Genomic DNA, 24471 nt, shown 5'->3' on the forward strand with positions numbered 1-24471 from the left:
CGGCAGGTTCGTTTTTTCAGTATTTGGGGAATGAAAAGAGATGGTTGATCGCGCAAACAGCCTGGCGCTGCCGGAAAACCGCGTGGTCCAGGTCGACGACCTGACGGTGCGCTTCGTAGGGTCGGAGCGTACGGTCGAAGCCGTGCGCAACCTGTCGTTCCATGTGGACCGGGGTGAAACCCTGGCCATCGTGGGCGAATCGGGTTCGGGCAAGTCGGTGACGTCCCTGGCTCTCATGCGTCTGGTGGAACATGGCGGCGGCCGCATCGCCCAGGGCAGCATGGCCCTGCGCCGGCGCAACGGCTCCGTGATCGACCTGGTCGGTTCCAGCCAGCGCGTCATGCGCAATGTGCGCGGCGCCGACATGGCCATGATTTTCCAGGAGCCGATGACCTCGTTGAACCCGGTGTTCACGGCCGGCGACCAGATCGCCGAATCGATCCGTCAGCACCAGGGTAAAGATGCCGCCGCCGCGCGCGCTGAAGCGCTGCGCATGCTGGAACAAGTGCGCATCCCGGAAGCCAAGTCGGTGCTGGACCGCTACCCGCATCAACTGTCGGGCGGCATGCGCCAGCGCGTGATGATCGCGATGGCGCTGGCCTGCAAGCCGGCGCTGCTGATCGCTGACGAACCCACCACCGCGCTGGACGTCACCATTCAGGCGCAGATTCTGCAACTGATCCGTCAGCTGCAGGAAGAAATGCACATGGGCGTGGTGTTCATCACCCACGACATGGGCGTGGTGGCCGAAGTGGCCGACCGCGTGCTGGTCATGTACCGCGGCGACAAGGTCGAGGAAGGCCCGTCTGAACAAGTGTTCTCGGCGCCGAAGCACAGCTACACCAAGGCGCTGCTGTCGGCCGTGCCGAAGCTGGGCGCCATGGAAGGCACCGATCTGCCCGCGCGCTTCCCGCTGCTGCAAGTGGAAGGCCAGGTTCAGCCTGTAGCGGAGCCTGGCATCACCAGCACGCAGGAAGTGCCGGCCGCCAAGCGCGAGCCGATTCTGAGCGTGCGTAATCTGGTGACCCGCTTTGATCTGCGCGGCGGCATCCTGAGCCGCGTGCAGCGCCGCGTGCACGCCGTGGAGCAGGTCAGCTTTGATCTGTACCCGGGCGAAACGCTGTCGCTGGTGGGCGAATCGGGTTGCGGCAAGTCCACGACCGGCCGTTCGCTGCTGCGCTTGGTGAACAGCCAGGGCGGCGAGATCAAGTTCGGCGGCCGCGACATCGTGCGCCTGAAGAACAACGAGCTGCAATCCCTGCGCCGCGATATTCAATTCGTGTTCCAGGACCCGTTCGCATCGCTGGACCCGCGCGTCACCGTTGGCTTCTCCATCATGGAGCCGCTGCTGGTGCACGGCGTGGCCAAGGGCCGCGATGCCGAACGCCGCGTGGCCGAACTGCTGGAACGCGTGGGCCTGCCGCCTGAAATGGCGCAGCGCTACCCGCATGAATTCTCGGGCGGCCAGCGCCAGCGCATCTGCATCGCGCGCGCGCTTGCCCTGAACCCGAAGGTCGTGATTGCGGACGAATCCGTGTCGGCGCTGGACGTGTCGATTCAGGCGCAGATCGTGAACCTGCTGATCGATCTGCAACGCGACATGGGCATTTCGTTCCTGTTCATTTCGCACGACATGGCCGTGGTTGAACGCGTCAGCCACCGCGTGGCCGTGATGTACCTGGGCCAGATTGTTGAGATCGGCCCGCGCCGCGCCATTTTTGAGAACCCGCAGCACCCGTACACCAAGAAGCTGATGTCGGCCGTGCCGATCGCCGATCCGGCACGCCGCCATCTGAAGCGCACCTTGTTGTCCGATGAAATCCCCAGCCCGATCCGCAAGCTCGGCGACGAGCCGGTGGTGCAGCCGCTGGTGCAGGTTGGAACCGATCACTTCGTCGCCCGTCATCCGGTCGGCGGCGCGTATTGAGTCCGTTGTCGTACTTGTTTTTCTTCCACCAAACCCCCTAATTCCATTCCGGAACCAGGAGTTGCAATGATGAAAGTTCTGCGCCCCACCAAGCTGATGGCCGCCGCTGCGGTGGCCTTCGGCGTGCTCACTTCGCCGCTGGCGCATGCTGCCAAGGACGTGACGTTTGCCGTCTCCATCGCACTGGAAACGCTCGATCCGTACAACACCAACAGCACGCTGAACCAAGCCGCGGGCAAGGCCTACTACGAAGGCCTGTTCGAATTCGACAAAGACCTGAAGGTTCAGAAGGTGCTGGCCACCGACTACACCGTCAGCGAAGACGGCCTGGTCTACACGTTCAAGCTGCGTCCCGGCGTGAAGTTCCACGACGGCACCGACTTCAACGCTGAAGCGGTCAAGATCAACTTCGATCGTCCGGCCAACCCGGACAACCGCCTGTCGCGCTACATCCAGTTCAGCGTCATCGACAAGACCGAAGTGGTCGACCCGATGACCATCAAGATCACGTTGAAGAAGCCGTTCTCGGCCTTCATCAACGCGCTGGCACACCCGGCCGCCATGATGATCTCGCCGGCCGCCCTGGCCAAGTACGGCAAGGAAATCGGTTTCCACCCGGTGGGTACGGGCCCGTTCGAATTCGTCGAATGGAAGCCGGCTGAATACCTGAAGGTCAAGAAGTTCGACGGCTACTGGAAGAAGGGCTACCCGAAGGTCGACACGCTGACCTTCCGTACCGTGACCGACAACAACACGCGCGCCGCCGTGGTGCAAACGGGCGAAGCGCAGTTCGCTTTCCCGGTGCCGTTCGAACAAGCCGCCGTGCTGTCCAAGAACGACAAGCTGGACGTGGTCGATCACAAGAACTCGATCATGGCCCGCTACCTGTCGATGAACACGCAGCAAAAGCCGTTCGACAACCCGAAGGTGCGTGAAGCCATCAACTACGCCATCAACAAGGAAGCCCTGGCCAAGGTCGCTTTCTCGGGCTACGCCACCGTCGTTGACGGCGTCGTGCCGACCGGCGTGGACTTCGCACACAAGACCGGCCCGTGGCCGTACGACATCAAGAAGGCCAAGGCCCTGTTGGCTGAAGCCGGCTACCCCAACGGCTTCGAAAGCCAGCTGTGGTCCGCCTATAACGACGGCACCTCGGTGAAGGTGGTTCAGTTCCTGCAACAGCAGCTGTCGCAAGTCGGCATCAAGGTGCAAGTGGAAGTGCTGGAATCGGGCCAACGCGTGCAGCGCGTTCAACAGGTGCAAAAGCCTGAAGACGCCAAGGTCCGCATGTACTACGCCGGCTGGTCGTCCTCGACCGGTGAAGCCGACTGGGGCCTGCGTCCGTTGCTGACCACCGCCGCTTTCCCGCCGGTGCTGAACAACGTGTCGTACTACTCGAACAAGTCGGTGGACGACGGCATCCAGGAAGCCCTGGCCACGACCGATCGCGCCAAGAAGACTGAAATCTACAAGAACGTTCAGGAAACCATCTGGAAGGACGCCCCGTGGGCCTTCCTGGTGACCCAGAACAACCTGTACGTGAAGTCGAAGAACCTGTCGGGCGTGTATGTGGAACCGGACACCTCGTTCTGGTTCGGCGACATCGACCTGAAGCAGTAAACCTAGCAGTCACTCTCGGGGCCTTCGGGCCCTTGTAAGGCCACATACGGCGGGGGCGCGGTGTCCCCGCCGATGTTGCAGGAATTTCAATGCTGACCTACATCGTCAAACGTCTTCTGGGCATGATCCCCACGCTGCTGCTGGTAGCCGTGGTCGTGTTCCTGTTTGTGCACATGCTTCCGGGCGACCCGGCGCGACTGGCCGCGGGCCAGGAAGCCGACCAGCAAACCGTTGAGCTCGTGCGCAAGGAACTTGGGCTGGATCTGCCCCTGCCGCAGCAGTTCGTGCGCTACTTCAGCCACATGCTGCAAGGCGACCTGGGTACGTCCTTGCGTACCAAGCGCCCCGTCTCGACCGAGATTTCCGACCGCTTCATGCCCACGCTGTGGCTGACGCTCGCCAGTATGGTGTGGTCAGTGACGTTCGGCATGATCATCGGGATCGTGTCGGCGGTCTGGCGCAATCGCTGGCCCGACCGGCTTGGCATGACCCTGGCGGTGTCAGGCATTTCTTTCCCCGCGTTCGCGCTGGGCATGATGCTGATGCAGGTGTTCTCCGTGAACCTGGGCTGGCTGCCGACCGTGGGCGCCTCGACCTGGCAACACTACATTCTGCCGTCCATTACCTTGGGCGCCGCAGTGGCCGCCGTGATGGCGCGCTTTACCCGGGCGTCGTTCGTGGAAGTCATTCAGGAAGACTTCGTGCGCACGGCTCGCGCCAAGGGCCTGACCGAGCGCCGCGTCGTCATCAAGCACGCGCTGCGCAACGCGCTGATTCCCGTCGTGACCATGATGGGTTTGCAGTTCGGCTTCCTGCTGGGCGGCTCGATCGTGGTCGAGACCGTGTTCAACTGGCCCGGCCTTGGCCGCCTGCTGGTGGACGCCGTGACCCAGCGCGACTATCCGGTGATTCAGGGCCTGGTGCTGCTGTTCTCGCTGGAATTCATCCTGATCAACCTGATTGTCGACGTGCTCTATGGCGTCATCAATCCCAGCATCCGTTATAAGTGAGGCGGCCATGAGCAATACGACACCCGCCACGACCATCGCCGCCGTTCCGAAGAACGATGTGCGCACGCCCGCCACCGAGTTCTGGCGCAAATTCAAGAAGCAGAAGCTGGCCGTGGGCGCTGGCCTCTTCGTCCTGCTGCTGGTCGTGGTCGCGGTCTTCGCGCCCTGGATCGTGCCGTTCGACGCCGAGAACTTCTTCGACTACGACGCGCTGAATGCCGGCCCGTCGCTGACCCACTGGCTGGGCGTGGACTCACTCGGCCGCGACATCTTCAGCCGCATCGTGATGGGCGCGCGGATCTCGCTGGCCGCGGGCTTTCTGTCGGTGGCCATGGGCGCCATCGTCGGCACCTTCATGGGCTTGATGGCCGGTTACTACGAAGGCTGGTGGGAACGCATCACGATGCGCGTCTCGGACGTGCTGCTGGCCTTCCCGGGCATGCTGCTGGCCATTGGCGTCGTTGCCATCCTGGGTTCCAGCATGATCAACGTGATCGTGGCCGTGGCCGTTTTCAGCGTGCCGGCGTTCGCCCGCCTGGTTCGCGGCAACACGCTGTCGATCAAGCAGATGACGTATGTCGAAGCGGTCAAGAGCGTGGGCGCGTCCGACTGGACCATCATCATGCGCCACATCCTGCCCGGCACGATCTCGCCGATCGTGGTGTACGGCACGATGCGTATCGGCACGTCGATCATCACCGCCGCCAGCCTGTCGTTCCTGGGCATGGGCGCATCGCCTCCCACGCCGGAGTGGGGCGCCATGCTGAACGAAGCACGCGCCGACATGGTCATCGCCCCGCACGTGGCGATCTTCCCGGCGCTGGCGATCTTCCTGACGGTGTTGGCATTCAACCTGTTGGGCGACGGCTTGCGCGACGCGCTCGATCCCAAGATCGACCGCAAGTAAATGAGCGCCCCGCCGCGCCGGGCCGCCCCTTTCGGGGGGCAGCCATTCCGAAAGGAAAGCGGCGCCAGGGGGCAGACTCTTCTCGCCGCCGTCCTCGTTCGATTCATGCCTCCCACGGGGCGCGTGAATTGCACGAAGGGCGGCGGCGTTTTGCATTAAGGAGCGTGGCGACACGTGGCAACCATGGACAAACAAGCGCTGGACCTTCCCCGAATCGGCGTGCTGCCGTCGGGGCCGCTGGATTCGATTTGCGACGTGGGCGATGTCACCGTCGGCCACTGCACGCTGGCCGACGGCGCGCGGCAGACGGGCGTCACCGTTGTGCGTCCGCATGCCGGTGACCCTTTTCTGGACAAGGTGCCTGCCGCTGCGACCGTGTTGAACGGCTTCGGCAAAAGCACGGGCCTGATCCAGGTACAGGAACTGGGCGTGCTGGAAACGCCCATCGCACTGACCAACACGTTCGGCGTAGGCACCGTGGCCAACGCGCAAATCCGCCACGCGGTTGCGGCCAACCCCGGCATTGGCCGCGGCATGGCGACGGTGAATCCGCTGGTGTTCGAATGCAATGACGGCTATCTGAATGACATCCAGGCGCTGGCCGTGCAGGAATCGCACTACGCCGACGCCTATGCCAACGCGGCCAAACCCTTCGCGCAGGGCGCGGTGGGGGCGGGGCGCGGCATGTCGTGCTTTTCATTCAAGGGCGGTATCGGTTCGGCGTCGCGCGTGGCGTCCGTCCAGCCCGGCTTTGAATACACCATGGGCGCGCTGGTGCTGGCCAACTTCGGCCGCCTGCCCAACCTGACCGTGGCGGGCCGCCCGTTCGGACGCCGGCTGGCCGGCCAGTTGGACCAAAGCCTGGCGCAGCAGGGCGAGAACGCGGTGATTGTGCCCGAGAAGGGTTCCATCATCTTGCTGCTGGCCACCGACGCGCCGCTGGATTCACGCCAACTGCGCCGGCTGTCGCTGCGTGCCGGGGCAGGGCTGGCGCGCACCGGCTCGGTATTTGGCCACGGCAGCGGCGACATCGCGCTGGCGTTTTCCACGGCTTACACCGTGCCGCAATTGGCCGAGCAACCCATGCCGGCGCTGGCGATGCTGCACGAAACCCGTATCGACCCCCTGTTCGAAGCGGCCGCCGAGGCCTGCGAGCAGGCCATCATTTCCGCGCTCTGGCATGCCGATGGCGTGACGGGGCGAGACGGCCACCACCGCGCCGCCATCCGCGACGCCGCGCCGCAGTGGCGCCAGTGGCTGTCCGACACCGCATTCTGAATCTCTCGAAGGCTGATCCCATGAAGATCCTGATTTCCACCGATATCGAAGGCGTCGCTGGCGTCTTCCATGCTGAACAAGTCCGCGCCGGCAATGGCGAATATGAGCGCGCCCGCGCCTGGATGACCGCCGAGGCCAACGCGGCCGTGCAGGGCGCCATTGCAGGGGGCGCCGAAGACATCCTCGTCAATGACTCGCACGGCGGCTTTCGCAACCTGCTGCCCGACGGCCTGGACGAACGCGCCCGCCTGGTGCTGGGCAAGCCGCGCTACCTGGGCATGATGGGCGGCCTGGAAGAGGGCTGCGACGCCGTCTTCATGATCGGCTACCACTCGCGCTCGCAAGGCCGCGGCATCCTGGCGCACACGATCAACAGCTTCGCGTTCGCGCGCGTGTTCATCAACGGCATGGAACTCGGCGAAGCCGGCCTGTACGGCGCGCTGGCCGGTGAAATGGGCGTGCCGGTGATCCTGGCCACGGGTGACGACGTGTTCATCTCGGAAACCCGCGACACCTTCCCGGGCGCCGAATGGGTGCAGACCAAAGTGGCCCATGGCCAAGGCAGCGGCGTGACCTTGTCGCCGGCCGCTTCGCGCCGCGCCATTGCGGTCGCCGCCGAAACCGCCGTCCGCAACCTGAAAGCGGCCTCGGGCAAGCCGGCCAGCGCAAAAGCCATTCCTTTCCGCATTCCCGCCCCTATAGAATGCCGGTTGCAGACGCAGAGTGCGGCGCTCGCCGACCTGTTCTGCATGTGGCCCACGCTGGAACGCGTGGACGGCGTCACCTTGCGATTCACCGTGGATAGCATGCAGTCGGCCGTCCGCACGTTGAACAGCCTGGCCGCCATGTCTTTCATGTTGCGCTAAGGATTCCCTCCCCCATGTCTAGCACCGACGCCCGTATTGCCCAATTGCGGCAGGCCATGAGCCGCCGCGGCCTGTCCGCCTATATTGTTCCGTCTTCGGACCCGCATCTGTCCGAGTATCTGCCGGCGCGCTGGCAAGGGCGGCGCTGGCTGTCGGGCTTCACGGGGTCCGTGGGCACGCTCGTCGTCACCGCTGATTTCGCCGGCCTGTGGGTGGATAGCCGCTACTGGGTGCAGGCCGAGGCGCAACTGGCCGGCACCGGCGTGCAGCTGATGAAGATTGCGCTGGCGTCCACCCCCGGCCATGTTGACTGGTTGGCCGCCAACACCCGCGCGGGCGATGTCATCGGCGTCGACGGCCAAGTGCTGGGCCTGGGCGCGTTCCGCGCCTTGTCGGTGGCGGCGGCCAAGTCGGGCGCCACGCTGGAAATCCGCGAAGACTTGCTGGATGAGGTCTGGACCGATCGCGCCGGCTTGCCTGACGCGAAGATCTACGAACACGTTGCGCCCGAAGCCTGCGTGACGCGCGCCGACAAGCTGGCGCAAGTGCGCGACGCGATGCGCGCCCACGGCGCCGACGTGCATTTCATCTGCACGGTGGACGACATCGCCTGGCTCTTGAACCTGCGCGGCGCGGATGTGGATTACAACCCGGTGTTCGTCGGCCATGCGCTGATCGGCCTGGACCACGCCACGCTGTTCGTCGCCGACGGCAAGATCGATGACGCCTTGCGCGCCACGCTGGCCGCCGATGGCGTTGAAGTGGCGGGCTATGCCCAGGCAGCGGACGCGCTGGCTTCGCTGGAGCTTGACCAGAAGCTGCTGATCGATCCGGCGCGTGTGACCTGCGGCGTGTTCCATGCCATGGACCCGGCCGTGCCGCGCATTGAAGCCATCAACCCGTCTACCTTGTTCAAGTCGCGCAAGACCGACGCGGAACTGGCCCACGTGCGCCAAGCCATGGCGCAGGACGGCGCAGCCCTCTGTGAATTCTTTTCGTGGTTCGAAGGCGCGCTGGGCAACGAGACCATTACCGAACTGACGATCGACGAGCAGATCACCGCGGCCCGCGCCCGCCGTCCGGCCTATGTCTGCCCCAGCTTTGCCACCATCGCCGGTTTCAACGCCAACGGCGCGATGCCGCATTACCGCGCCACGCCGGAATCCCACGCCACCATCGAAGGCGATGGCCTGCTGCTGATCGATTCGGGCGGCCAGTACCTGGGCGGCACCACCGACATCACCCGCGTCGTCGCCGTGGGCACGCCCAGCGCCGACCAGAAGGTGGACTTCACGCTGGTGCTTAAGGGCATGATCGCGTTGTCGCGCGCGTCGTTCCCGCGCGGCACGCCGTCGCCGATGCTGGACGCCATTGCGCGTGCGCCCATCTGGGAAGGCGGCGCGGAATATGGCCACGGCACGGGCCACGGCGTGGGCTACTTCCTGAATGTGCACGAAGGCCCGCAAGTCATTTCGTATCGCGCGATGCCAAGCCCGCACACGGCAATGGAGCCGGGCATGATCACGTCGAACGAACCCGGCATCTATCGTCCGGGCCGTTGGGGCGTGCGTATCGAAAACCTGGTGGCCAACCGCAGCTGGCTGACGTCCGAACTGGGCGAATTCCTGTGCTTCGAAACGCTGACGCTGTGCCCGATCGACACGCGCTGCATTGAACCGTCGCTGATGCGCGCCGATGAAATCGCGTGGCTGAACGACTATCACAAGACGGTATTCGAACGCCTGTCGCCGTTGGTGGAAGGCGAGGCCCTGGCCTGGCTGGAGCGCCGCACGGCAGCGATCTGATCCTGTTCAGAAACGCATTAAAAAGGCCGCGGGCGATTTCGCCTGCGGCCTTTGTGTTTTGCTCGCAGTTTTTTTGTGTGCGCGGTTCAGTGGGCCGAAGCGGGCTTGGTGGAAGGGGTGTAGAACACCAGCTTGCCGATCAGGCAGCCCAGCGCCAGCAGCGCGGCATACACCAGCAGCGTTGCGGCGGTCGTCAGGTTGGATTGAGCAATGCGCATCAGCTGGCCCAGGCTCATGGCTCGAACGGCCAAAAAGCCCATGCCGACACCCAGCACCTGCGCCAGCCAGAAGGTCAGCGTGCCGTGGGCCACTGCACGCGCTTGACGCGCGGCGCCGATCGGGCGCGGCAGGATTTTCAGGCAGATCTGCGTGCACAGCACCAGGATGATCGCGGGCAGCGCCAGGTAGCCCAGCGTGTATTCCAGCCAGCCCGCGCTAAGCGTCTGCATTTGCAGGTAGCCGCCCAAGGCGAGCGACACACTCAATTGCCAGCCCAGTACCGTCAGCCCCGAACTCCAGGCGGCGTGGCGCTGTTCATACGCCGGAGCGCCGGCGGGGCCGGCAGGCTGCACGGTCCATATGGCGATGCGCACGACGACATACGCGCCCAGGATTTCCAGGACGATCGTCAAGGCTCGGATCAACAGCCCCATGGCGATGAAGTGGCCCACGCCGCCCGCGCGCTCCATGACGTACTGCATCATCACGTTGCTCAGGTAAGCCGAGGCGGCCGACACGATCAACGAGTAGAGCAACAGCAAGGCGATGAAGGTGCCGAATAGCTTGCGGGGTTCGTCCACGGCCTGCGTGTTGTGCTGCCGCAGCCAGCGGTGCATGACGCTCCACACGGTCAAGCCGGTGAAGACGGTCGACGCGGCAATGGTGGTCAGCAGCGGCAACAGGAATTGCGGCTGGCTGTACATTTCGCGCAGCAGGTCGGACTGGGGCAGCCCGAACACCGAGTAGCTTTGCACCAGTGCGGCGTAGGCCACGCGCACGATCACGGCCGTCAAGGCCAGACGCCAGGCGAGTGAGGAGGGGGAGTGGGCAAGGGCGGTCATCAGTGCTGTATGAGGAGTGTTGAGAAAAAACAGCAGTTGAAAAAATTAGGGATCGAACATAGCACGGCGCTGCGGCGCGCTCTGCTACAGGCTGGCTGTGGTTGCGTTTCTAGTGCTGCTAAATGTTACGCGTCATCGCTAGGGGAAAACCCAAATAACCTTCGCCGCCCGGCTATAATCCAAATTTCCCGCACGCGCCCGCTCGTCCCGGGTGCTCATTACGATGACCAAATACGTATTTGTCACCGGCGGAGTGGTGTCTTCCCTGGGCAAGGGCATCGCCGCTGCGTCGCTCGCCGCCATCCTCGAGTCGCGTGGTTTGCAGGTCACCATGCTGAAGCTCGACCCGTACATCAACGTCGATCCGGGCACGATGAGCCCCTTCCAGCACGGTGAAGTGTTCGTCACGGAAGACGGCGCCGAAACCGATCTGGACTTGGGCCACTACGAGCGTTTCATTTCCGCTCGCATGCACAAGGTGAACAACTTCACCACCGGCCAGATTTACGAATCGGTGCTGCGCAAAGAGCGCCGTGGCGACTACCTGGGCAAGACTGTCCAGGTGATTCCGCACATCACCAACGAAATCCAGGACTTCATCGCCCGTGGCGCCGAAGCCGGCTGGAACGGCAACACGGACGTCGCGATTGTTGAAATCGGCGGCACCGTGGGTGACATCGAATCCCTGCCTTTCCTGGAAGCCGCTCGCCAGATGAGCCTGCGCATGGGCCGCAACAATGCCGCCTTTGTGCATCTGACGCTGGTGCCCTTCATCGCCTCCGCCGGCGAACTGAAGACCAAGCCCACGCAGCACTCGGTGCAGAAGCTGCGCGAAATCGGTATCTATCCGAACGCGCTGTTGTGCCGTGCCGACCGTCCCATCCCGGACGACGAGCGCGCCAAGATCTCGATGTTCTCCAACGTGCCCCTGGACGCGGTCATTTCCGTCTGGGACGCCGACTCGATCTACAAGATTCCCGCCATGCTGCACAAGCAAGGCGTGGACAACATCGTCTGCGAAGCGCTGGGCCTGACCCCGCCGCCGGCTGATCTGTCCATGTGGGACAACCTGGTCGAAGCCCTGGAGCACCCGCAGCACCAGCTGACGATCGGCATGGTCGGCAAGTACGTCGACCTGACCGAGTCGTACAAGTCGCTGACGGAAGCCCTGGTCCACGCCGGCATCCACACGCGCTCGAAGATCAACATCGAGTACATCGACTCGGAAGACATCGAAACCCGCGGCACCGACCAACTGAAGCACCTGGACGCCATTCTGGTGCCGGGCGGCTTCGGCAAGCGCGGCACTGAAGGCAAGATCGCCGCCATCCGCTACGCCCGTGAAAACGGCGTGCCGTACCTGGGCATCTGCCTGGGCATGCAGCTGGCCGTTATCGAGTTCGCGCGCCACGTCGCCGGTTTGGGCGGCGCCAACAGCACGGAATTCGATCCGTCCGCGCCGCACCCCGTGGTGGCCCTGATCACCGAATGGATGGACCGCGAAGGCAAGGTCGAAAAGCGCGACAACTCGTCCGACCTGGGCGGCACCATGCGCAAGGGCGCGCAACGCGTGCCGATCAAGCCGGGCACCCGCGCACAGACCATCTACGGCGACGAAGTGAACGAGCGTCACCGTCACCGCTACGAGGTCAACAACGTCTACGTGCCGCGCCTGGAAGAGTCCGGCATGGTGATCAGCGCCCGCACGCCGACCGAGAACCTGCCGGAAATGATGGAGCTGCCCGACCACCCGTGGTTTGTGGGTGTGCAGTTCCACCCGGAGTTCACATCCACGCCGCGTGATGGCCACCCGTTGTTCTCCAGCTATATCCGCGCCGCCATCGAGCAGAAGTCTCGCCGCGGTCAGGAGGCGTAATGCGCGTCTGCGGTCTCGAGTTCCGTAAGCGGATCTTCGGGGCCGCGGGCCGTTCGCCCAGCGCCGCCCTATACGGCGGCGCTTCTTTCGGATACAACCAATTAGCATCGGATATGCGTCGCCGTGCCGCCTTGAGCGACACTGGCGGCCTTGCCGTATCCGGCGCGCCGTATCACGCATCAGATACCAACCAACGCAACTGCTCTGAAGGAACCCCATGAGTGCTTATCTCATCGCCGACGTCACGGTGACCAAGCCTGCGCAATACGAGGACTACAAGCGTCTGTCCACGCTCGCCATGCGCGCGTACGATGCCAAGATCCTGGTGCGAGGCGGAGAATCCAAGCACCTTGAGGGCCGTGAGCCTGGCCGCACCGTCGTCATGGAGTTTCCGTCCATGGCCGCCGCCCAGGCCTTCTACGACTCCTGGCAGTACCGCCGCGCCCGCAATGCCCGTGAGGGTGCGGCCGTCATGAATATGTTTATCGTTCAGGGAATGTAAAGTCATGAGTGCAATCGTCGATATCATCGGCCGCGAGATTCTGGATTCGCGCGGCAACCCCACCGTGGAATGTGATGTGCTGCTGGAATCCGGCGCCATGGGCCGTGCGGCCGTGCCGTCCGGCGCATCCACGGGCGCCCGCGAAGCCATCGAGCTGCGCGACGGTGACAAGGGCCGTTATCTGGGCAAGGGCGTGCTGCGCGCCGTTGAAAACCTGAACACGGAAATCTCCGAAGCGCTGATGGGCCTGGACGCCCAGGAACAGACCTTCGTCGATCGCACCCTGATCGAGCTGGACGGCACCGAGTCCAAGGAACGCCTGGGCGCCAACGCGATCCTGGCCGCCAGCATGGCCGTGGCCCGCGCCGCCGCCGACGAATCCGGCCTGTCGCTGTACCGCTATTTCGGCGGCAGCGGCCCCATGAGCATGCCCGTGCCGATGATGAACGTCATCAACGGCGGCGCGCACGCCAACAACACGCTCGACCTGCAAGAACTGATGATTCTGCCGGTGGGCGCAGGCAGCTTCCGCGAAGCCCTGCGTTGGGGCGCTGAAGTCTTCCACATGCTGAAGAAGCTGATCCACGGCCAGGGCATGTCCACCGCCGTGGGCGACGAGGGCGGCTTTGCCCCCAACGTGCCCAGCCACGAAGCGGCGATCCAGCTGATCCTGAAGGCCATCACCGAAGCCGGCTACGAGCCGGGCACGCAGATCGCCCTGGGCCTGGATTGCGCCAGCTCGGAGTTCTACCGCGACGGCAAGTACACGCTGGCTGGCGAAGGCGGCATCTCGCTGTCCTCGCAAGAGTTCACCAACCTGCTGGCCACGTGGTGCGACAAGTACCCGATCATCTCCATCGAAGACGGCATGGCCGAAAACGATTGGGACGGCTGGAAGCTGCTGACCGACCAACTGGGCAAGAAGGTTCAATTGGTGGGTGATGACCTGTTCGTCACCAACACCAAGATCCTGCGCGAAGGCATCCAGAAGGGCGTCGCCAACTCGATCCTGATCAAGATCAACCAGATCGGCACGCTGACCGAAACCTTCGCCGCCATCGAAATGGCCAAGCGCGCCGGCTACACCGCCGTCGTGTCGCACCGTTCGGGCGAAACCGAAGATTCCACCATCGCCGACATCGCCGTGGCGACCAACGCCATGCAGATCAAGACGGGTTCGCTGTCCCGTTCGGATCGTATGGCCAAGTACAACCAGCTCCTGCGCATCGAGGAAGAGCTGGCTGAAGTGGCGTCGTATCCTGGCCTGGAAGCTTTCTACAACCTGCGTTGATGGGAAGCGCGGTTGCGGCGCCTGGCGCCGCGGCCGCATCCGCGCCACGACTGCTCTGAGGGTTCTCGCGTATGCGCCTGTTGTTCCTGGTGCTGTTCGTGCTGGTAGGCTTGATCCAATACCCGCTGTGGCTGGGTAAGGGCGGCTGGTTCAAGGTCTGGGATCTGCAACGCCAAGTGGCCGAGCAGCGCGAGACCAACGAAGGCCTGCGCGCGCGCAATGCGGCGCTGGAAGCCGAAGTGCGCGACCTTGAAGGCGGTTCTGGCGCCGTTGAAGAGCGCGCCCGTGGCGAGCTGGGCATGATGCGCGACGGTGAAGTGTTCGTTCATATCCTGCCGCAAAATACGCAACCGCCCGCGGCCGGCGCCACGCTGTCGACCGATGCTGGCGCCAAGCCGCCTGCTACGCCTGCGCGTGCGGCCGCACCGGCCGCCAAACCGCCCGCCAGCCGCGCGGCGGCGACGGCGCCCAAACCCCCCGCCAATTCGGCAAACAACGCCACGGCCCGGCACTAGCAACGCGCTAGGGCAGGCCTTGGTTTCAGCCTTGGCTTTCGCCGCACCGCAGCTCGCGGCAGGCGCCCATCACCATGCCCTGTGGCATGGGTGTGATTCCCGCCCAATCGACCGGGTGCGTGTGCATCTCTATTTCCATCTCCAGCTGTATGGGCAACAAGCCCTTGGCCTGCGCCTGGCCGGCATAGCTGGCGGCATCCCCGCGCCCCAGCACGGCAAGCATTGCCCGCATCGGCGGCAACAGCGGTTTGTGCAGATACGTCAGCCGCAGCCGTAGCGTGTTGGCGTCGAAGATGGTCGGGCTGCCCGGCCGCGCGGGTTGGCGCGCGTGCTGCAAGTCTTGATAGTCGTTGTCAATGGCGCGCCGGCCGGGCGCAATGGGTACGCGTAAACCAGCGCGGCCATATTCGCGAAACGCGCGGGCATCGGGTTGAAGCACTTCGATTCGCCACGGCGTCAGGCTGCTCTGTGCCGTCAACGCGGATTGGCTTTGATCCCGCCGACCACGCGCGCCGGCCTCGCCATGTGGGCCGGCGTGTAGCGGCAGCAACCCTTCTTGAAAGGCATCGCGCATGCGCGCAGGATGCCCGTGCGCGGTGGCGCCGGCACGGCCGGCTTCGATCAGCGCCAGATGCGCCATTTGACGCACGGTTTGCCAGCGGGCGGCTTCGATGCCGAGCAATCCCAGCAGCAGCACCACCGCCCCGGCGATGGCAAATTCGATGGCGGCGGCGCCGCGCTGCCGGAAACGGGCAAAGAAAAAGGCGGTCATGGCTGCGCAGTGTGGCGCGGGCATGACCGCCTGTCGATACGGATAAGCCGAAGGGATGGAAACGTCCCGCCAGCAGGCGGGACGCGGGAAATCAGTGCACCGTGGGCGGTGCGTCGTCCGGCGGCGGCTGGTTCGGCGAGAACAGGGCGGCGCAGTCGACGGCGTCGAACTTGTAGGGCTTGCCACAGAAGTCGCAAGACACATCGACCTGGCCGCGTTCCGCCAGGACGCTGTTGACTTCTTCTTCGCCCAGCGAGCGCAGCATGCTGGCCACGCGTTCGCGGGTGCACGGGCAGTGCCAACGCACCGATGCCGGCTCGAAGGCCACCAGCGTGTCTTCCCAGTACAGGCGGTGAATCAGCGTGTCGATATCGGCTTCCAGCAGCTCGTCGCGCTTCAAGGTGCTGGCCAGCGCGTTGGTGCGGTCCCAGGTTTCAGCGGCCGACTGTTCGGTCAGCAGCGGGGCATCGGTGCCGCCATGGAAGGGCAGGCGCTGGATCAGCATGCCGGCGGCATGGTCGGCATCGGCCGCGAGCCACAAGCGCGTGTCCAGCTGTTCGGACGCTTTCATGTAGTGTTGCAGCGCTTCGGCCACCGTGTCGCCTTCCAGCGGCACGATGCCCTGATAGGTCTGCTGGCCCGGCAGCTTGCGCTGCGGGTCCAGCACCACGATGAAGCGGCCATTGCCGCCCGGGTTCAGCAGGCTTTGCATGGTGCCGTCGGCGGGCACGTCCTGGCCTTCACGCACCTTGACGGTGGCGCGCAGGCTCAGGTCAGAGCGGCATTCCACCACCAGCAGGGCGATGGGGCCGTCGCCCTGGATCTGAAGCACCAGCGAACCATCAAACTTGATGTTGGCGGCCAGCAGCGTGGACGCGGCCACCAGTTCGCCCAGCAGGTGGGTGATGGCGGGCGGGTAGTCGTGGTTGGCCTGAACGGCCTTCCAGGTTGCGTCAAGGCGCACGGCCTGAATACGGACGCTGCGGTCTTCGGTGAGGTATTTTTTGAGCTGATCGGTCATAGCGGAATGTTAGCCGATCAGGCCGCCTATTCCCCCTGCTGGCAGCAGGGGGTTCGGCGATTGCCCGGGGGGATCAAGCGAGCCGTTTCAGGGCCGTCTTGTAGTGTTGGCCCCGCGCCACGTAATGCGCGGTGTTCTTGTGCAGATTGGCGATTTCTTCTTCCGAGAGTTCGCGCACGATCTTGCCAATGCCGATCACCAGCGAGTTGTCGGGAATGACCCGGTCTTCGGGAATGATTGCGCCCGCGCCGATCAGGCAGTTGCGGCCGATGACCGCATTGTTCAGCACGATGGCCTGCATGCCCACCAGCGCGCCTTCGTGGATCGTACAGCCGTGCAGCATGGCCTGGTGGCCCACGGTGACGTTGGGGCCGATCGTCATGGGACAGCCGCTGTCCACATGCAGCACGCTGGATTCCTGGATATTGGTGCCATGGCGGATCACGATGGCGTCGTTGTCGCCCCGGATCGACACGTGAGACCAGATGCTGACGCCTGCTTCCAGCGTGACATTGCCGATGATGTCGGCGCTGTCCGCCACGTAAGCGGCGGGGTCGATGCGGGGGATCAGGTCGTCAAGCTGGTAAATGGGCATTACGTCTCCGATTGCTGCTCTGGGCCTCTGGGGGCCGGTTCAATGTTGTCTTCGGCCACGGCGGCCACAACAGGCGTGGCGGGCTTCGGCTGCTGCGCAAGCTCAGGCGCCGGCTGGGGGGCTGGCTGGGGCGCTGGCTTAGGCGATGGCTTAAGCGATGACTCAGGCTCGGGCGCGTGCGCCGGGGCCGCCGCCGCGATGGCGCGGGCGCGTTCTTCTTCGCGCAGGCGCAGAACGCGGCGCTGGATCTTGCCGGTGGTGGTCATGGGCAAGGCGTCGACGAACTCGATTTCCTTCGGGTATTCGTACGGCGCCAGGCGTTCGCGGACGTGTTCCTGGAGGTTTTCAATGACATCGGACCGGTCGCGATGAGCGAACTCGGGCGTCAGCACCACATAGGCTTTCACCAGCGCGCCGCGTTCGGCGTCGGGCTTGGGCACGACCGCAGCGTTGGCCACCGCCGGATGCCCGATCAGGCAGCTTTCGATTTCCCCGGGGCCGATCCGGTAGCCCGCCGACTTGAACACGTCGTCGGCGCGGCCGGCGTACCAGAGGTAGCCGTCGGCATCCACCGACGCCAGATCGCCGGTCAGGCACCAGTCGCCCTTGAACTTGGCCTGGGTGGCGGCTTCGTTGCGCCAGTAGCCCAGGAACATCACCGGGTCGGGAAAGCCGTGAATGTCCAGCCGGTTGACGGCGATTTCGCCGATTTCTCCGGGGGCGGCCGGCTGGCCGTCATCATTGAGCACGGCAACCTGATGGCCGGGGTACGGCCGGCCCATGCTGCCGGGGCGGGCGGGCCAGCGCCGTTGGCTGTTGCCCACCACGTAGTTCATTTCCGTCTGGCCGAACATTTCGTTGGGCGTTACGCCGAGCGCCGACTGGCACCATTCAAAGACGGTTTCCCCCACGCTTTCGCCCGCGCTCATGATGGAGCGCAGCGCCAACTGGTAACGGCTGCGAGGTTCCGGCACCGCCTTCATCATCATCTTCAGCGCGGTGGGGAACAGGAAGGTATTGGTGACCTGATAGCGCTCCATCAACTCAAAGGCGCGCTCAGCGGAAAAGCGCCCGCGCGTGCCGACGATGGGATGGCCGAAATACAGGGTGGGCAGAAGCGCGTCCATCATGCCGCCCGTCCAGGCCCAGTCGGCCGGCGACCAGAACACGTCAGCGGGCTTGGGGAACCAGTCTTGCGAAGCCACGAAGCCGGGCAGGTTGCCGATCAGCACGCTGTGCGGCAACAACGCGCCCTTGGGGGCGCCCGTTGTGCCAGAGGTATAGAGCAGGATGGCGGGGTCGGACGAACGCGTCGGAACCGCCTTGAATTCGCTGGGCTGACGGGCAAGCAGGCTGCGCCAGGGCAACACGCGCTCGTCGGCGAAACCAATGCCGATCACTTGCTGAAGATTGGGACAGTTGTCGCTCACGGCCAGCAGATTGGCGCTTGAGGCGTGGTCCACGATGGCGACGCGCGTTTCCGAATCGCGCAAGCGGCTTTCCAGCGCCTCGGGCCCGAACAAGGCCGACAAGGGCAGCACAACGCCGCCGACGGTGTAGATGGCCATGTGGGCGACGACGGTTTCAGGGCGTTGCCCCAAAACGACACCGACCCGATCGCCGCGGCCCACGCCCATTTTCACCAGGCCGTTGGCCAGTTGATTCACGGCCTCCGCCAAGCGGGCATAGGTCCAGACCTCGCGGTTGCCGGATTCATCTTCGTAGTAGATGGCAATGCGCCGCGCATCCGGACTACTGGATGCCCAGCGGTGGCAGCACGCATCCGCGATGTTGAACTGGGTGGGAACCAGCCAGCGGAAGGATTGGTAGAGCGCCTGATATTGGTCGTTCATGGCCCTATGTTGTAAGCATGTTGCAGCTGCGTGAACGGGGCGGCTCGCCCGTTGCCTCAGATGCAAGCATGACCTAGAGGGCCGTGAACTGCAATATCCCCGTTGCGTAATGGGGACGCATACGGGTTATCACGGGTGTTTGCTTTGGCGGCGCAGCGCTGAGGGCAGGGCAGGCAACGACAGCGAACGCGGCGGACGCACCGGCGGTTCCGTCTGCCGTTCGGCTTGAATGGCGGCCCAGTCCAACAACTGCAACTGGCCGTCGTGGGTTTCGGCCAGGGCCGACAGGCTTTCCACCCAATCGCCATCATTGCAGTAGAGAATGCCGCCCACGTCGCGCAGCTCGGCTTTATGGATGTGGCCGCACACGACGCCGTCCAGTCCGCGCCGGCGCGCCTCGCCCGCCAGGGTTTCTTCGAAGTCGGTAATGAACGACACCGCGTTCTTCACCTTGTGCTTCAGGTACTGCGACAGCGACCAATAATGCATGCCCAGCCGGTGGCGCAGCCGGTTGAAATGGTGGTTGATCCACAGCGCCAGCTGATAGAGCCCATCGCCCAGATGCGCCAGCCAGCGGCTGTGCTGGATCACGCCGTCGAATTGGTCGCCGTGCAGCACTAGCAGCCGCAGGCCTTTCGCGGTGACGTGCACGTCTTCATCCAGAATTTCGATGTCGCCAAACGCAAACCCCGCGAATTCCCGCGCGAATTCGTCGTGGTTGCCGGGGATGAACACCACCCGCGTCCCATTGCGCGCCTTGCGCAGAATGCGCTGGATGACGTCGTTGTGCGCCCGCGGCCAGTGCCAGTGCTTGCGCAATTGCCAGCCGTCCACGATGTCGCCCACCAGATACAGGGTGTCCGAATCGTTGTGGTCCAGGAAATCGAGCAGGAATTCCGCCTTGCACCCGGCAGTGCCCAGGTGGATATCGGAAATCCAGAGAGCACGCCAGTGCGCGGGTCGGATTTCGTTCACGGTCGCTTCCATGTGGGCTGTCGTCATGCCTCAGGATGAAATCATCCGGCGATGACGGGCGTGTGAAGCTTCCGTGACGCAGTTGTGACGGTGGGGCAGCTACCCGCCCCGTCACCGTCACGGGCGGGAATCAGCCGGGTTGCTGCGGGTCGGACTTCTTGCCGCGCAGCCGCTTCCACAGCCCGCCGCCCAGCGCGGCCGCGGCCAGGATGCCAACCTTGGCGAACTTCGCCAGGAACGCGGCGATCACTGCAAACAGACCCAGCTTCTTGGCGGCCACCCCCGCCACCAGCGCGGCCAGCCCATATTCCGCGACCTTGTCGGTCGACGAATCGAAGTCCGCGTAGCGCTTGCCGTCCACGTAGTTCAGGTTGTCCAGCAGGGCCAGTACGGCAGTCTTGTCCTTGGGCACCAGGCTTTGCTGGGTGATGAGGTCCAGCGTGATGTAGCCGTCGCGCCCCAGCGCGTAGGTGTTGTAGTTCACGGTCGGGTCTTCTTCCGCGCCCGCGCCCTTGTGCTTGGCCGCTACCGACCAGACCAGACGCTGGGTGTTGCTGTCGTACTTGGGCGCTTCGACCCAGCCGTCCACGCTCAGCTCCGGGAAGCCGCGCTTCTTGCGTTCCTCGTTGGATTGCTCGGTGCCCTCGCGCAGGCTATCCAGCAATTCGCTGACGTTCCAATTGCGGGCGTCGTCGTCCTTGATATAGCCGGCTTTGTCGAAATTGACGGTGACGACCCAGTCATCATCGTCGCTCTTGGGCATGACAACGCCCAGAAGCGATGGGTCTTTGCCATTGCCATAGGCCTGCATCAGCCGCTCGGCCTGCACGCGCGGCACGAAGAACATGTTCTGCGGCAGGTGCACGACGGCTTGCTCGCCCAGCTTCACATCGGCCGGCCCCTGTTGGGCGGCGGCGAAAGCGGCTTTCATGGCGGACTCGATTTCCTGCTGGGCTGACGCATTCTGCGCCCAGGCCCCCACGGGCAGAAAGAGAAGCGCGCTGGCGGCGGCCAGCGACAGGCGGGAAAGGAAAGCGCGCATGAGAGTCTGGAGGCGTCTGTTTTAAAGGGGCCTCATTGTCTTTGCGGTCGACTTTCAACTTTCTGAAAGCCCACGGGGAATTCGCCGCAGGTTTTTTCGGGATGTAACGTGCTGTGTGCGGGCAGCCGATCAGCGCGCTTTCTGGCGCTGGGGCGCATTGCGCAGGCGGGTGCCCAGCAAACGGTCGTGCAGGAATTGGCCGTCGGGGTCGAACCACGACCAGATGAAGATGGTGAAGGGCGCGGCCACAATGAACATGTCCATCGACGCCCAGCCCGTAAGGCTGGCGGCGCCCCAGACCACGGCAGCGCCTGCCAGCACCAGCGGCCAGACCAGCACATAGCGCAGGATCAGGCGGGGGACGCCGGGGGTGTTGCCGTCGCGGTCAACGAGCCGAATGTTCCAGGTCTTCATGGGCAGGGTCTGCCCGCGCCGGCGCCAGCACAGCACGAAGTAGGCGCCAATCGCCACGAACAGCCACGCCTGCCGGGCCGAGCGCAGTTCCAGCGCATTTTTGCTCTGCGTGAGCGTATCCAACAGATAGCCCGCAAGAAACACCACGCCAAACAGCAGCACGGCTTCGTACATCATGCAGGCAAATCGGCGCAGCCGATTGGGGGTCTGGTCGAGGGCGTCTGTCGTCATGGGACGCCATTATCCAACAATGAGGGCGAAAAAAAACCCGCCGGTAAGGGCGGGTCTATAAAAGGGGCTATGCAGCCCCCAAGGGGAAAATCGTTCGGACCTTAGCGCTTAAGGTCCAGGCCTGTCTTTAGGCTGCGGAGTGCGCGTTCTTGGCGCTCGTCTTGCCAGCCAGGGCCTTAACGCCGTGGGCCAGCTTACGCAGGCCTGCGGCCAGAGCCCGCATCGGATGCGGACGGAATTGTTCTTCAATAGCCTGGAGCATCAGTTGGCGCTCGAGTTCGTCGGTCAGGCGGATGGTGTTGTTCGGGTTGATCACGTTAGCCTCCACGGGCTTGCACAGTTGTTTGCTACTAGGGATAACCCGAATTATAGGGTTTACCCTGAAACTGTGCAAGAGGGAGGTGCAAGCAGGTGCAACTTGGCAACACCTTGGTGCTGATAATGCCCCAAAACCGAGCGGCGGGGCACCATAAGCAAAGATACGGACGCCATGTTGCGGCGCTTTTACAACGTGATGCGGACAGGCTTGTCCAGACGACGCCCGGGGGAAACGCCCCGGGCGTGTGCGATCAGGCGTCGCGGTAGCCGGCGGCGACCAGTTCGAAACCGAACAGGCGGCAGTCCAGCGCGCCGTTGTGCAGCGGCACGCGGCGCTTGGGCTTCAAGCGCATCTGATTGGGCAGGGTCAGGTCGCTGGTGATGACATGCAGTTGCCAGCCGGCGAAGTTGCGCTTCAGGCACGAGGCCCAATCGCGCCACAGGTCGGCGTCCTGCTCGGTCAACATGCGTTCGCCATAGGGCGGATTGGTGACAATCCAGCCATGGTCGGCGGGCGCCGTGATCTCGCGGGCGTCGCCCACTTCAAAACGGATCGAATCGGCGGTCAGCCACGCGCGTTCGGCGTTGTTCTGGGCGAATTCGATGGCTTGCGGGTCCAGGTCATAGCCCACCAGCGGGGCGTCCAGCTGGGGCAGGATGCGCGAACGGGCATCGTCCTTCAGGTCGCGCCAGCGGTAAGCGTCGTGATCGCGCAGGCGCTCGAAGCCGAACGGGCGCGAAATGCCCGGGGGTACGCCCAGCGCAATCCAGGCCGCTTCGATCAGGATGGTGCCCGAGCCGCAGAACGGGTCCAGGAGCGGCGCCGCCGGGTCCCAGCCTGCCAGGGCCAGCATGCCGGCCGCCAGGTTTTCGCGCAGCGGGGCCTCGCCCTTGTCCAGACGCCAGCCGCGCTTGAACAGCGATTCGCCCGACGTGTCCAGATACAGCGTGGCCGTATGGCCCGTCAGGAACAGGTGGACGCGGGCGTCGGGGCGCACCGTGTCGATGCTGGGGCGTTCGCCTTCCAGTTCGCGCAGGCGGTCGCAAATGCCGTCTTTGGCGCGCAGATTGCAGTACTGCAGGCTTTGCACCGGGCTCTTGATGGCCGAGGTGTCCACGCGCAGCGTCTGTTCCGCGCCAAACCAGCGTTCCCAGGGCGTGTCGCGAGCCAGGTCCAGGATGTCGTCTTCGTGCGAAATCTCGGCGTGGGCGACCTGCACCAGGATGCGAGTGGCCAGGCGCGAATACAGGTTCGCGCGCTGCACGCCCGCCCAGTCGGCGGTAAACGAGCAGCCGGCGCGGCCCGCCTTGGCGTCGACATAGCCCAGCGCCTGCATTTCGGCGGTCAAGGCCTCTTCCAACCCTTGGGGGCAGGGGGCGAACACCGTGAACACTTCCGCCTGGCGCGATTCGCGCGGACGGCGGCTGCGGGTCTCGACCGTGGGCGTGCGCTCGCGGGAATAATCCCGTTCGTCGGCGGCGTGCGTGTCCGGTTCGTGCTGGTGTTCCGGCTCGGCCATGAATTCCGGCGCGGGGCCATCTTCCTCGAACGGATCGTAGAAACGGCCGTCGGGGGTGGCGGGGGCGATGTATTGGTCGTCGCGCAGGCGCGGCGCGCGTTGCGGCGGGCGTCCCGAGCGCGCGCTTGGGGCGCTGGGGGTGATGGATCGGGCCTCGCGGCGCGAGTCGTCGGAACGGCTGCGCGTGGACGGGCCACGATCCGCGGAGCGGCGGTCAGACGGGCTGCGATCAGACGTGCCGCGGCCGGCCGCGCTGCGATCGGCGGCGCCACGGGTGGGCTGGTTGCGATCGTACTGGCCACGCTCGGCATGACCGCCGCGTGGCGCCTGTCCGCGCGCACCGGCTCCGGGTTTGCGGCGCGCCTCTTCTTCCTGGCGGCGTTGATAGCCTTCCGGGTCTTTCTGGCGTTCTACGTTTTCTTTGGTGCGCGAAATCTGCGCGACCAGCCGGGCGCGTGCGCCAGTGCGGACGCGCTTGGGCGCTTCTTCGGCGTGGGCGTCGCGCGCCGTTTTTTTGATCGACAGCGTCTTGCGCGGGCGGTCCTGTTCATCAGAGGACATACGAATCCTGGCGAATGTGCAAAGGTAGGGGGAATCAGAAGGGTTTGACGACGACCAGCGCCACCACCACCAAGAGCAGCAAGACGGGAACTTCGTTGAACCAGCGATAGAACTTGTGCGAACGGGTGTTTTTGCCCTGTTCGAATTTACGCAGCATCAAGCCACAGGCGTGATGGTAGCCGATGACGAGCAAGACGAAAAAGAGTTTGGCGTGCATCCAGCCGTTACCCGGGCCCACGCCGATGCGATAACCCAGGTACAGCCACATGCCGAACACGATGGCGACGACGGCCAGAATGGTGGTGAAACGGTACAGGCGGCGGGCCATGCCCAGCAGGGTGGCCTGCACGGAAGCGTCCGATTGCTGCGCCAGATTCACAAAAATGCGCGGCAGATAGAACAGTCCGGCGAACCAGGACGCGATGAAGACGATGTGAAAGGTCTTGACCCAAAGCATGGCCATGGCGGTGTCCGATCGAGGAAAGCCGCATTGTAAGCTGCGGCACCCTCG

22 protein-coding genes are annotated in these 24471 nt (G+C 64.4%); 11 read left to right on the forward strand and 11 right to left on the reverse strand.

What is annotated here, in order from left to right:
• Window positions 1–40 precede the first annotated feature (40 nt).
• The 7 genes from ACFZAI_RS10140 to ACFZAI_RS10170 all read left to right on the forward strand — a co-directional run bounded on the left by ACFZAI_RS10140 (window position 41) and on the right by ACFZAI_RS10170 (window position 9413).
• The gene (locus ACFZAI_RS10140; RefSeq protein ID WP_391566778.1) at window positions 41–1927 is read left to right on the forward strand and encodes a dipeptide ABC transporter ATP-binding protein; all 1887 of its coding nucleotides are present in this window, start codon (window positions 41–43) and stop codon (window positions 1925–1927) included.
• A gap of 66 nt (window positions 1928–1993) precedes the next feature.
• A complete protein-coding gene (gene gsiB, locus ACFZAI_RS10145; RefSeq protein WP_391566779.1) occupies window positions 1994–3547 on the forward strand; it encodes a glutathione ABC transporter substrate-binding protein GsiB in 1554 nt (517 codons plus the stop codon).
• Window positions 3548–3636: 89 nt separating this feature from the next.
• Complete coding sequence (gene gsiC, locus ACFZAI_RS10150) at window positions 3637–4557, forward strand: glutathione ABC transporter permease GsiC (protein ID WP_046802640.1); 921 nt, start codon at window positions 3637–3639, stop codon at window positions 4555–4557.
• Window positions 4558–4564: 7 nt separating this feature from the next.
• Window positions 4565–5464: a glutathione ABC transporter permease GsiD gene (gsiD, locus tag ACFZAI_RS10155; RefSeq protein WP_054423934.1), complete on the forward strand. Its 900-nt coding sequence runs from the start codon at window positions 4565–4567 to the stop codon at window positions 5462–5464.
• A gap of 183 nt (window positions 5465–5647) precedes the next feature.
• Entirely contained in the window at window positions 5648–6742 is a 1095-nt protein-coding gene (locus ACFZAI_RS10160; protein ID WP_391567101.1) for a P1 family peptidase, read from the forward strand.
• A gap of 20 nt (window positions 6743–6762) precedes the next feature.
• Complete coding sequence (locus tag ACFZAI_RS10165; protein WP_391566780.1) at window positions 6763–7608, forward strand: M55 family metallopeptidase; 846 nt, start codon at window positions 6763–6765, stop codon at window positions 7606–7608.
• 14 nt (window positions 7609–7622) lie between these two features.
• Window positions 7623–9413, forward strand: a complete 1791-nt coding sequence (locus tag ACFZAI_RS10170) for an aminopeptidase P family protein (protein WP_391566781.1) — start codon at window positions 7623–7625, stop codon at window positions 9411–9413.
• A gap of 86 nt (window positions 9414–9499) precedes the next feature.
• Here the strand turns inward: ACFZAI_RS10170 and ACFZAI_RS10175 are convergent, their stop codons facing one another.
• Window positions 9500–10474, reverse strand: coding sequence for a hypothetical protein (locus ACFZAI_RS10175; RefSeq protein WP_391566782.1), 975 nt, complete (start codon window positions 10472–10474; stop codon window positions 9500–9502).
• A 223-nt stretch (window positions 10475–10697) separates the two neighbouring features.
• Between ACFZAI_RS10175 and ACFZAI_RS10180 the strand changes: the two genes are divergently transcribed.
• The 4 genes from ACFZAI_RS10180 (at window position 10698) to ftsB (ending at window position 14658) form a co-directional block, all read left to right on the forward strand.
• Entirely contained in the window at window positions 10698–12350 is a 1653-nt protein-coding gene (locus ACFZAI_RS10180; protein WP_046802645.1) for a CTP synthase, read from the forward strand.
• Window positions 12351–12567: 217 nt separating this feature from the next.
• A complete protein-coding gene (locus ACFZAI_RS10185) occupies window positions 12568–12852 on the forward strand; it encodes a DUF1330 domain-containing protein (RefSeq protein ID WP_006223888.1) in 285 nt (94 codons plus the stop codon).
• Window positions 12853–12856: 4 nt separating this feature from the next.
• A complete protein-coding gene (gene eno, locus ACFZAI_RS10190) occupies window positions 12857–14143 on the forward strand; it encodes a phosphopyruvate hydratase (RefSeq protein ID WP_050447681.1) in 1287 nt (428 codons plus the stop codon).
• 71 nt (window positions 14144–14214) lie between these two features.
• Complete coding sequence (gene ftsB / locus ACFZAI_RS10195) at window positions 14215–14658, forward strand: cell division protein FtsB (RefSeq protein WP_391566783.1); 444 nt, start codon at window positions 14215–14217, stop codon at window positions 14656–14658.
• Window positions 14659–14683: 25 nt separating this feature from the next.
• On the opposite strand, the gene ACFZAI_RS10200 is transcribed toward ftsB, so the two are convergent.
• From ACFZAI_RS10200 to ACFZAI_RS10245, 10 genes are all read right to left on the reverse strand, one after another.
• Window positions 14684–15430, reverse strand: a complete 747-nt coding sequence (locus tag ACFZAI_RS10200) for a TadE/TadG family type IV pilus assembly protein (RefSeq protein WP_391566784.1) — start codon at window positions 15428–15430, stop codon at window positions 14684–14686.
• 91 nt (window positions 15431–15521) lie between these two features.
• A complete protein-coding gene (hslO, locus tag ACFZAI_RS10205; RefSeq protein WP_391566786.1) occupies window positions 15522–16451 on the reverse strand; it encodes an Hsp33 family molecular chaperone HslO in 930 nt (309 codons plus the stop codon).
• Between the two features lie 73 nt (window positions 16452–16524).
• Complete coding sequence (locus tag ACFZAI_RS10210; RefSeq protein WP_054423916.1) at window positions 16525–17046, reverse strand: gamma carbonic anhydrase family protein; 522 nt, start codon at window positions 17044–17046, stop codon at window positions 16525–16527.
• Window positions 17046–18899: an acyl-CoA synthetase gene (locus ACFZAI_RS10215; protein WP_391566787.1), complete on the reverse strand. Its 1854-nt coding sequence runs from the start codon at window positions 18897–18899 to the stop codon at window positions 17046–17048. Before ACFZAI_RS10215 ends, ACFZAI_RS10210 begins: the two co-directional genes overlap by 1 nt.
• A 129-nt stretch (window positions 18900–19028) precedes the next feature.
• Entirely contained in the window at window positions 19029–19901 is an 873-nt protein-coding gene (locus ACFZAI_RS10220; protein WP_391566788.1) for a UDP-2,3-diacylglucosamine diphosphatase, read from the reverse strand.
• Window positions 19902–20004: 103 nt separating this feature from the next.
• Entirely contained in the window at window positions 20005–20916 is a 912-nt protein-coding gene (locus ACFZAI_RS10225; protein WP_391566789.1) for a DUF2167 domain-containing protein, read from the reverse strand.
• A gap of 129 nt (window positions 20917–21045) precedes the next feature.
• Complete coding sequence (locus ACFZAI_RS10230) at window positions 21046–21561, reverse strand: RDD family protein (protein ID WP_391566790.1); 516 nt, start codon at window positions 21559–21561, stop codon at window positions 21046–21048.
• Between the two features lie 127 nt (window positions 21562–21688).
• Window positions 21689–21877, reverse strand: a complete 189-nt coding sequence (locus ACFZAI_RS10235) for a hypothetical protein (RefSeq protein ID WP_035212795.1) — start codon at window positions 21875–21877, stop codon at window positions 21689–21691.
• A 253-nt stretch (window positions 21878–22130) separates the two neighbouring features.
• The gene (locus tag ACFZAI_RS10240; RefSeq protein ID WP_391566791.1) at window positions 22131–23960 is read right to left on the reverse strand and encodes a THUMP domain-containing protein; all 1830 of its coding nucleotides are present in this window, start codon (window positions 23958–23960) and stop codon (window positions 22131–22133) included.
• 34 nt (window positions 23961–23994) lie between these two features.
• Window positions 23995–24423, reverse strand: coding sequence for a CopD family protein (locus tag ACFZAI_RS10245; protein WP_006218118.1), 429 nt, complete (start codon window positions 24421–24423; stop codon window positions 23995–23997).
• Window positions 24424–24471 lie beyond the last annotated feature (48 nt).

It is taken from the genome of Achromobacter sp. NPDC008082, from assembly GCF_042957345.1.
Taxonomy (GTDB): domain Bacteria; phylum Pseudomonadota; class Gammaproteobacteria; order Burkholderiales; family Burkholderiaceae_B; genus Achromobacter; species Achromobacter kerstersii_A.

Bases quoted from the DNA above. Each gene is read 5' to 3' on its own strand.
- ACFZAI_RS10175 (WP_391566782.1), bottom strand. From the start codon at position 10,474: ATGACCGCCCTTGCCCACTCCCCCTCCTCACTCGCCTGGCGTCTGGCC.
- ACFZAI_RS10230 (WP_391566790.1), bottom strand. From the start codon at position 21,561: ATGACGACAGACGCCCTCGACCAGACCCCCAATCGGCTGCGCCGATTT.
- gsiC (WP_046802640.1), top strand. From the start codon at position 3,637: ATGCTGACCTACATCGTCAAACGTCTTCTGGGCATGATCCCCACGCTG.
- ACFZAI_RS10180 (WP_046802645.1), top strand. From the start codon at position 10,698: ATGACCAAATACGTATTTGTCACCGGCGGAGTGGTGTCTTCCCTGGGC.
- ACFZAI_RS10245 (WP_006218118.1), bottom strand. From the start codon at position 24,423: ATGGCCATGCTTTGGGTCAAGACCTTTCACATCGTCTTCATCGCGTCC.
- ACFZAI_RS10210 (WP_054423916.1), bottom strand. From the start codon at position 17,046: ATGCCCATTTACCAGCTTGACGACCTGATCCCCCGCATCGACCCCGCC.
- ACFZAI_RS10215 (WP_391566787.1), bottom strand. From the start codon at position 18,899: ATGAACGACCAATATCAGGCGCTCTACCAATCCTTCCGCTGGCTGGTT.
- ACFZAI_RS10160 (WP_391567101.1), top strand. From the start codon at position 5,648: ATGGACAAACAAGCGCTGGACCTTCCCCGAATCGGCGTGCTGCCGTCG.
- ACFZAI_RS10170 (WP_391566781.1), top strand. From the start codon at position 7,623: ATGTCTAGCACCGACGCCCGTATTGCCCAATTGCGGCAGGCCATGAGC.
- ACFZAI_RS10140 (WP_391566778.1), top strand. From the start codon at position 41: ATGGTTGATCGCGCAAACAGCCTGGCGCTGCCGGAAAACCGCGTGGTC.
- hslO (WP_391566786.1), bottom strand. From the start codon at position 16,451: ATGACCGATCAGCTCAAAAAATACCTCACCGAAGACCGCAGCGTCCGT.
- ACFZAI_RS10165 (WP_391566780.1), top strand. From the start codon at position 6,763: ATGAAGATCCTGATTTCCACCGATATCGAAGGCGTCGCTGGCGTCTTC.
- gsiB (WP_391566779.1), top strand. From the start codon at position 1,994: ATGATGAAAGTTCTGCGCCCCACCAAGCTGATGGCCGCCGCTGCGGTG.
- eno (WP_050447681.1), top strand. From the start codon at position 12,857: ATGAGTGCAATCGTCGATATCATCGGCCGCGAGATTCTGGATTCGCGC.
- ACFZAI_RS10200 (WP_391566784.1), bottom strand. From the start codon at position 15,430: ATGACCGCCTTTTTCTTTGCCCGTTTCCGGCAGCGCGGCGCCGCCGCC.
- ftsB (WP_391566783.1), top strand. From the start codon at position 14,215: ATGCGCCTGTTGTTCCTGGTGCTGTTCGTGCTGGTAGGCTTGATCCAA.
- ACFZAI_RS10225 (WP_391566789.1), bottom strand. From the start codon at position 20,916: ATGCGCGCTTTCCTTTCCCGCCTGTCGCTGGCCGCCGCCAGCGCGCTT.
- ACFZAI_RS10185 (WP_006223888.1), top strand. From the start codon at position 12,568: ATGAGTGCTTATCTCATCGCCGACGTCACGGTGACCAAGCCTGCGCAA.
- ACFZAI_RS10240 (WP_391566791.1), bottom strand. From the start codon at position 23,960: ATGTCCTCTGATGAACAGGACCGCCCGCGCAAGACGCTGTCGATCAAA.
- gsiD (WP_054423934.1), top strand. From the start codon at position 4,565: ATGAGCAATACGACACCCGCCACGACCATCGCCGCCGTTCCGAAGAAC.
- ACFZAI_RS10220 (WP_391566788.1), bottom strand. From the start codon at position 19,901: ATGACGACAGCCCACATGGAAGCGACCGTGAACGAAATCCGACCCGCG.